The sequence below is a fragment of the SAR202 cluster bacterium genome (assembly GCA_016872355.1).
Taxonomy (GTDB): Bacteria; Chloroflexota; Dehalococcoidia; order Lucifugimonadales; family VGZY01; genus VGZY01.
On sequence record VGZY01000104.1, the window covers coordinates 1 to 7,008 of the forward strand.

A 7,008-nucleotide genomic window follows, 5' to 3' on the forward strand; every position below is an offset into this window, starting at 1 on the left:
CCGACGACAAAACGCTGAAAGAGCCAGAATCTCTATTGACTTCCAAGACAGTTGCTGAAGGGCCGTGTTCCCTGAGCCCAGCCCACCGGGCTGGGTAAAAAGACCAATTAGCGAAACGCCCTGAAGGGGCGTGTTATCCCGGCCATATCAACGTGGCCTGTGCCGGGCCCATCCCTCGGAATGACTCGACACGGCCCTTCAGGCCGTTTGATATGTCGGACCTTACCCAGCCCGTTGGGCTGGGTTAAGGGAACACGCTCCTACAGAGCGTTACGACCCTATTCCGCCGCCCTGCCCAGCTTCACCGCTTTGATCCGGCCGTTCCAGTGGTCGCTGATCAAGAGGATACTGTCACCATAGATTCGGAGGCCGTAGGGCCAGTTGAGGCCTGCTGCCGTTGCTGGGCCGCCTGAGCCCTGGTCGCCGGGCCGGGCGGGGTCGCCCGCGACGGTCTTCAGCACGCCGTCCTCAACAGTGCGGACGGCGTTGTTGCAGGTATCCGAGACATAGATGCGCCCTGAGGGCGTGACTTCGAGGCCTGACGGCGTGTCCAGCTTCGCCCTGGACGCGGGGGTGCCATCGGGCGAGAAGCCCTTTACACCCGTGCCGAGAACTGTGGTGATGACGCCGGATGGGTCCACCTTGCGGACGACATGGAACTGCTCATCGACGAAGTAGAGGTTGCCGGACGAATCGAACCGGATGGCGCGGGCGGAGCCGATACGCGCCTTACCGGCCGGGCCGCCGTCGCCCTTGTAGCCGGGGATGCCCGTGCCCGCGAAGGTTGTGATAACGCCGGTGGCCGCGTCCACCTTGCGTATGCGGCCCGCCGGGCCATCGGCGATATACATGTCGCCGTTGGGGGCGTACGCGACCGCCTGGGGGTACATGAGGTTGGCGCAGATTGCCGGGCCGCCGTCGCCCTTGTCCCACTGGAACGCCGCGCCGGCGACGTTACGGATTGTGCCGTCGGTCTCGATGCGGCGCACGTGGCCGTGGCGGGAGTCCGCGATGGCGATGCGGCCGTGAGAGTCAACGGAGACGTCGTACGGGTTGCCAAGGTACGCCTGCGTGGCCTCGCCGCCGTCGCCGCCGTAGGCGCGCGCGCCGTTGCCGGCGATGGTGCGGATAATGCCGTCGGGGCCGATGGCGCGGACGCGCTGGCCCCAGGTGTCCGCGAAGTAGATGGAGCCGTCCGGGCCGACATCTATGCCGCCGGGGCCGCAGATGAAGGCCAGCGCCTCCGGGCCGCCGTCGTGGACGGATGTGCCACCCAAGATCGTGCTGACCCTTCCGGTCTCGGGGTCGTACTTTCTTAACCGTCCGCCGCTGTCGCCCCAGAAGACCGTGCCGTCGGGGTCGGCCCACAGGCCAGCCTCCACGCAGTTGCAGGTGCTCTCCACACCGGGCACATCTTCCTCGCCCATACCCGGGACGCCCGTGCCGACGAGCGTGGAGACGATGCCGGTCTTCGCGTCAATCTTCCTGACGCGGAATCCGCCCTTTTCGCCTATGTAGACGTTATCGTGGACGTCGATGGCGATGGCGTCAGGGATGTTGATGCTCGCCTCAACAGCGGGGCCGCCGTCGCCCGCGGACGATGGCTCGCCCGTGCCGATCACGGTGGAGACGATGCCGGTCTTGCGGTCTATCTTGCGGATGCGGTTGTTGGCGTTGTCGCAGACATACAGGTTGCCCTTAGAGTCCAGGGCGAGGTGCTCCGGCTCGCGGAACGTGGCGTTCTCCTTCGGCCCGCCGTCCCCGGAATAGCCTGCGGCCCACATTTTCGATCCGGCGAACGGGCGGCTGTTGCCGCGCTCCGCCGGGTAGTGCCTGGCGGAAAGGCCGGCGTAGACCTCAATCACGCCGGTCCTGGCGTCCACGCGGCGGACGTTGCTCATCCACGGGCCGGTGACAAAGATGTTGCCCTCGTCGTCGACGGCCACGCCGGAGATCGTATCGAACTCCGCCTCAAGTGCAGGGCCGCCGTCGCCGCCCCTGCCGTAGCGGCCGGACCCCGCGACGCGCGTGATGACGCCGGTGCTGTAGTCGATCCTTCTGTATGTGCGGTTCCCGTTGTCGGAGAAGTACATGTTGCCGTGGCGGTCGATGGTCAGGTCGTGGGGCTTGAAGACGCGCGCCTTCGAGGCCGGGCCGCCGTCGCCGCTCCTGCCGGGCACGCCGTCGCCGGCGATGGTGTGAAGCGTACCTTCACGGTCTATTCGCCAGATGCGGTGTCCCCACATGTCCGCCACGGCAAGGTCTCCGTTCGGCAGGCGTGCGACGCCCTGCGGTGTGCCCGCATCGGCCTCCTTCGCGGGGATGCCGTCGCGGTAGCCGGCCCCTGCGATTGTAGCTATGCCGCCGGGTGGAATGGAATCGAACAGGTCATTGAGCTTCATGCAGGCCTCCTGCGGGCTTAGCTGAACGGTATTATATCGCCGAGACAACAGGAGTGCGCGGGTTGCTCCCTGTCCGGGACTCGAGACCCTTGCGAAACAGGACTTGCGACCCGCGTAGCCCGGTGGCCGCCACATTACTATGGGCCTGTGACAGGCATACAGACAGGAAAAGCGAGGCGCACATGGCACTGAAGGATGGCGAAGCGCTGGTGGAGGCCGAGGGCCTGACCAAGCGGTACGGAAGAGACGTTGTGGCCGTGGACAACGTGTCGATGACGGTGCGAAGAGGCGAAGTGTACGGCCTCCTGGGGCCGAACGGCGCGGGCAAAACGACGACGCTTAGAATGCTCCTGGGGCTAATACGCCCTTCGAGCGGGAAAGCGCTCGTGATCGGGCGCCCGCCGGGCGACGCAACGGACTGGCAAAGACCGTAGCGCTTATTGAAACGCCCACTTTCTATCCTTACCTGTCCGGCCGCGACAACCTGAGAGTGATGGCCCGTTACAACGGGTTACCTGACAAGCGGGTTGAGGAGGTGCTGGACGGCGTGGGGCTGCTGAAGCGCGGCGGACACAAGTACAGGACTTACAGCCTCGGGATGAAGCAGCGTCTGGGGATAGCGTCCGCCCTCCTGAAGGACCCGGACCTGCTGGTGCTCGACGAGCCCACCAATGGGCTGGACCCGGAAGGAATGGCAGAAATCCGGGCGCTTATCCGGCAGTTCGGGCAAGGTGACAGGACCGTGATACTCTCCAGCCACCTGCTTGGGGAAGTGCAGCAAGTCAGCGACAGGGTGGGCGTGATGGCGAAGGGACGGATGTTGCGGGAGGGCACAACGGCCGACCTGCGCGGCGGCAAGGGGTTGATCGTCAGAGCAAGTCCGGTTGACCTGGCGGTGCAGGCGGCGGCTGCGATAGAAGGCGTATCCGGCGTCACAAACGACAACGGCGCGATCAGAATCGCGGTTGATCCCGCCCTCGCCGGAAAGGTGAACCAGCGACTGGTTGCGGCGGGCGTGGAGGTCTTCGAGATATCGCAGTTCCAGAGTTCTCTGGAAGAGGTATTTCTGCAGCTCACACAAAGCAAGGAGGCCAGATGATGAACGGGAGTTTCCGGGCAGAGACGCTGAAGATAAGAAAGCGCGCCGCAACGTGGGTGCTGGGCGCTTTGACGGTGGCGATTGTTGTCTTCTGGAGTTACGTTGTTGGGTACATCGTCTGCAACGACGTGCTGGGAGACTCAGCGCGCGCAGCAGACCTCGAACTGGTCCGCGAGACACTTATGGTGAAGAATTTCCATGTGGCTGGGCTGGACACCCTTGCGAGGTTCGGCGGCGCCGTCGCCCTTGTCTTCGGGGCCGTCGTCGCGGGGAGCGAATTCATCTGGAACACTATCAAGACCGTATTCATGCAGCGCCCGGTCAGAAATACGGTACTGGCCGGCGAGATAGCGGCGACGGGCGCTTCGATTGCCGCGTTCGTCCTTGCGTCGTTCGTGGCAGCGCCTGCTGCGGCGATAGCGCTTTCCGGCCCGGTAGGCGCGGCGGTCACCATGCCTTCCGTGCCGGGCGTGTTACTGGGATTCGGCGCGGCGTGGCTGGTCCTGATGGCATGGGCTGCGTCCGGGCTGGCGCTAGCCTCTGTAACACGGAGCATTGCCGCAGCGGTTGGACTGGGCCTTGTGTACTTCCTGGCGATAGAGAATGCGGTGAGCGGCCTGGCGGACAGGTATTCAATACTTGAAGCCCTGAAGTCTGTGTTTATCGGCCCTAATGCCCGCGCACTCGCCGAGCAGTTCATACCGGAGAGCCTTGTACAAAACCCACCGTCGTCGGGGCCGGCCCAGGCGGTGGCCGCGCTCTGCGGCGCGGTTGCGGTCGCGGCGGTGGTATCCGCGCTGGCCTGGAGGCGGGACGTAAACTAGGCCGGCGCGAGGGCGTGCTATACTGCCGGCACCCGGCAATAAGGCGAACGGGACCCGTATGGAAGGACTTCACAAAGCATTCAGCCGGCTCCGCTGGAAGCTGGCGCTCAGCTACACGCTTGTCACCGTTGCGGTGCTTGCCGCCCTGGAGGCGACCGTTCTCGCTATCGCTGGCGTCGTCCTCATCGTGATCGTGGGCCGGATGCCCGAGGTCGTTGCGGAAGAGATGAAGACTGAGGTGGCCCCGCAACTTCGTCAGTTTCTGGACGGCGAGACGCCGGATATGGCGGGAGTCTACGAGTGGCTGGACCGAGTAAGGCGCGACGGGCTGGAGACGAGGGACGGCGACAGGTCGTTCGACCTGGCCGGGGAGGACGTGCGAAAGCCGGAGGTGCGAATCCTCGTATTCGACGCTCAAGGTCGCCTGCTGGGCACGGACGACATTGAGGCGCCGCTTCCCGTGCCGGAGCCCTTCAACCCGGCGGAAGTCCCTGGCCTTCAGGAAGGACTCGGCGCGGCCCTGGCCGGCGAAAGAGACCCGGCCGTGCTTTCCGCGCGTCCACGGAGCGGCGCGCGCATGGTGGCTGTTCCGATAGCCGGCGAGTCCGGCCAGGTCATCGGTGCGCTGGCCCTTGCGACGCCGGACATCAGCTACCTGGGCGCGTTGGGGCCATTCGGGGCGCTGTTGATCGGCAGCGTGGTTGTTTTCACTATCGCCGCCGGCCTCATTGGGACGCTTTTCGGACTGATTGCGGCCCGTGGGCTGACTCGCAGGCTCGCGGCGGTGTCCGCGGCCGCGAATGAATGGGGTCGAGGCAACTTCTCACCAAGGATCTCGGACGGCTCAGGCGACGAGCTTGGCCAGCTTGGAAGGCAGCTTGACCGGATGTCGGCCGAGCTTGAGGAACTCATCGCCGCCCGGCAGAAGCTGTCCACGATGGACGAACGCAACAGGCTGGCGCGTGACCTCCACGATAGCGTGAAGCAGCAGGTCTTCGCGATCAGCATGAACCTGGGCGCGGCGCAGGCGCTGTGGGAGACCGACCGCGAGGCCGCGCGAAGACGGCTTGTCGAATCGTTTGAGCTCGCCCGTCAAAGCCAGATGGAGCTGGCAGCGATAATCCAGACGCTGCGGCCGATCGGGCTGGATGGCAAGCCGCTTGCTGAGGCAGTCTCGGGGCTGCTCGAGCGCATCCGGGCGCAGGGGGCGATCGCCGCCTCGCTGGAACTGGATGGGGATATAGTGATCGACCGGGAGGCTGAGGATGCCCTCTACAGGTTAGCGCAAGAGGCGCTTGCGAAAGTGGTCCGCCACAGCAGGGCTACGCACGTTCGACTGACACTAACGGCGCGCCCCTCCGGCATTCACACGGAGATCGCAGACAACGGAAAAGGCTTCGACACCGGCGCGAGCTTCGACGGAGTGGGCCTGAAGTCAATGGCTGAGCGAATGGAGACGATCGGAGGCAACCTGAGCGTGACGAGCGGCGCTCAAGGGACGTCCGTGGTGGCCGTGGCGCCGGCGCGGAAAGGACCTGGGAATGGCTGAAAGAGTGACTGTAATCATCGCGGACGACCATAAACTGGTCAGGGACGGCATCCGGGCTTTCCTCTCCACACAGCCGGACATCGATATCGTGGGAGAGGCGACTCACGGCGAGGAGGCGGTGCGGATGGCCCGGGAGCGGGTGCCGGATGTGGTGCTCATGGACCTCTCCATGCCCGTGATGGACGGTATTGCCGCGACCCAGCGGGTGCGCCAGGTGAGCCCAAGGACCCAGGTGGTCGTGCTCACGTCGTTTCACGACGATTCCCACGTGTTTCCGGCAATCCAGGCGGGCGCGTTATCGTTCCTGCTCAAGAGCGTTGGGCCATCCGAGGTGGCGGACGCGGTGCGCGCGGCGGCCCGCGGGGAGGCGGTGCTGCACCCGGCGGTGGCCGCGCGGCTGGTGCGGGAGCTGCGCGGAGAGAAGTCGGCGAAGGTCAATCCATACTCGGAGCTGACGGAGCGCGATCAGGAGGTCCTCCGTTTCATTGCGGAGGGCCGCACGAACGGGAATATAGCGGCGGCTCTTGTCATCAGCGAAAAGACGGTAAAGGGCCACGTGAGCAACGTGCTGGGCAAGCTCCACCTCGCAGACCGCACGCAGGCGGCGGTCTACGCCTGGCGCGAGGGATTCGTTAGGAAGGAGTGAAGGAGCTGGCGCGCCCGGAGGGATTCGAACCCGCGACCCTTGGTTCCGAAGACCAATGCTCTATCCACTGAGCTACGGGCGCGCATGAAGGTCACAGGCAGTAAGCACCGGGTGGCCGGCTGACGGCACATCGAGGACCATTCAACCGGGCCGAACGCTGACTGCCGAGAGGACTTCAACGGGGAGGAGACTGGGGCGAGCGGAGGGGGTCGAACCCTCGATCTCCAGGGCCACAACCTGGCGCCTTAACCACTTGGCCACGCCCGCCATAAAGCATTATGAATTCTAACATCCGTGGGCATGGCGGTCAATTGCGCCGAAGCTGGGTGTCTTTGCTCAGTGATATTGTCAGTAGGTAACTGCTCAGTGAACATGTCAGTCCATGAGAGGACTACATTTGACCGAGCGAGAAGCGAAGAGAGCACAGATACTGAACCTTGTTCTGGAGGGGCGTTGCGAGGCAAGTAAGGCCGCTGAGCTGATGGGTG

The 7,008-nt window shown here is 64.7% G+C and carries 4 protein-coding genes, 2 tRNA genes and 1 pseudogene; 4 read left to right on the plus strand and 3 right to left on the minus strand.

Features of this window, described 5'->3' with window-relative positions; translation table 11 throughout:
- Nucleotides 1–278: 278 nt before the first annotated feature.
- Nucleotides 279–2,537: a hypothetical protein gene (locus tag FJ319_14070; protein MBM3935394.1), complete on the minus strand. Its 2,259-nt coding sequence runs from the start codon at nt 2,535–2,537 to the stop codon at nt 279–281.
- A gap of 47 nt (nt 2,538–2,584) precedes the next feature.
- On the opposite strand from FJ319_14070, the pseudogene FJ319_14075 reads away from it, so the two are divergent.
- The 4 genes and pseudogenes from FJ319_14075 to FJ319_14090 all read left to right on the plus strand — a co-directional run bounded on the left by FJ319_14075 (nt 2,585) and on the right by FJ319_14090 (nt 6,520).
- Nucleotides 2,585–3,501 (plus strand): annotated as a pseudogene (locus FJ319_14075) (ABC transporter ATP-binding protein).
- Nucleotides 3,498–4,325 (plus strand): hypothetical protein, encoded by an 828-nt coding sequence (locus tag FJ319_14080; protein ID MBM3935395.1) that lies wholly within the window; start codon nt 3,498–3,500, stop codon nt 4,323–4,325. Before FJ319_14075 ends, FJ319_14080 begins: the two are co-directional and overlap by 4 nt.
- Nucleotides 4,326–4,383: 58 nt before the next feature.
- Nucleotides 4,384–5,874 carry a HAMP domain-containing protein gene (locus FJ319_14085; GenBank protein ID MBM3935396.1) on the plus strand — a complete coding sequence of 497 codons (1,491 nt, stop codon included), beginning with the start codon at nt 4,384–4,386 and terminating at the stop codon, nt 5,872–5,874.
- Nucleotides 5,867–6,520, plus strand: a complete 654-nt coding sequence (locus FJ319_14090) for a response regulator transcription factor (protein MBM3935397.1) — start codon at nt 5,867–5,869, stop codon at nt 6,518–6,520. The genes FJ319_14085 and FJ319_14090 overlap by 8 nt, the downstream gene beginning before the upstream one ends.
- Nucleotides 6,521–6,526: 6 nt before the next feature.
- Here FJ319_14090 and FJ319_14095 read toward each other — a convergent pair.
- Nucleotides 6,527–6,602, minus strand: a tRNA-Arg gene (locus tag FJ319_14095).
- Nucleotides 6,603–6,711: 109 nt separating this feature from the next.
- A tRNA-His gene (locus tag FJ319_14100) sits at nt 6,712–6,787 on the minus strand.
- Nucleotides 6,788–7,008 lie beyond the last annotated feature (221 nt).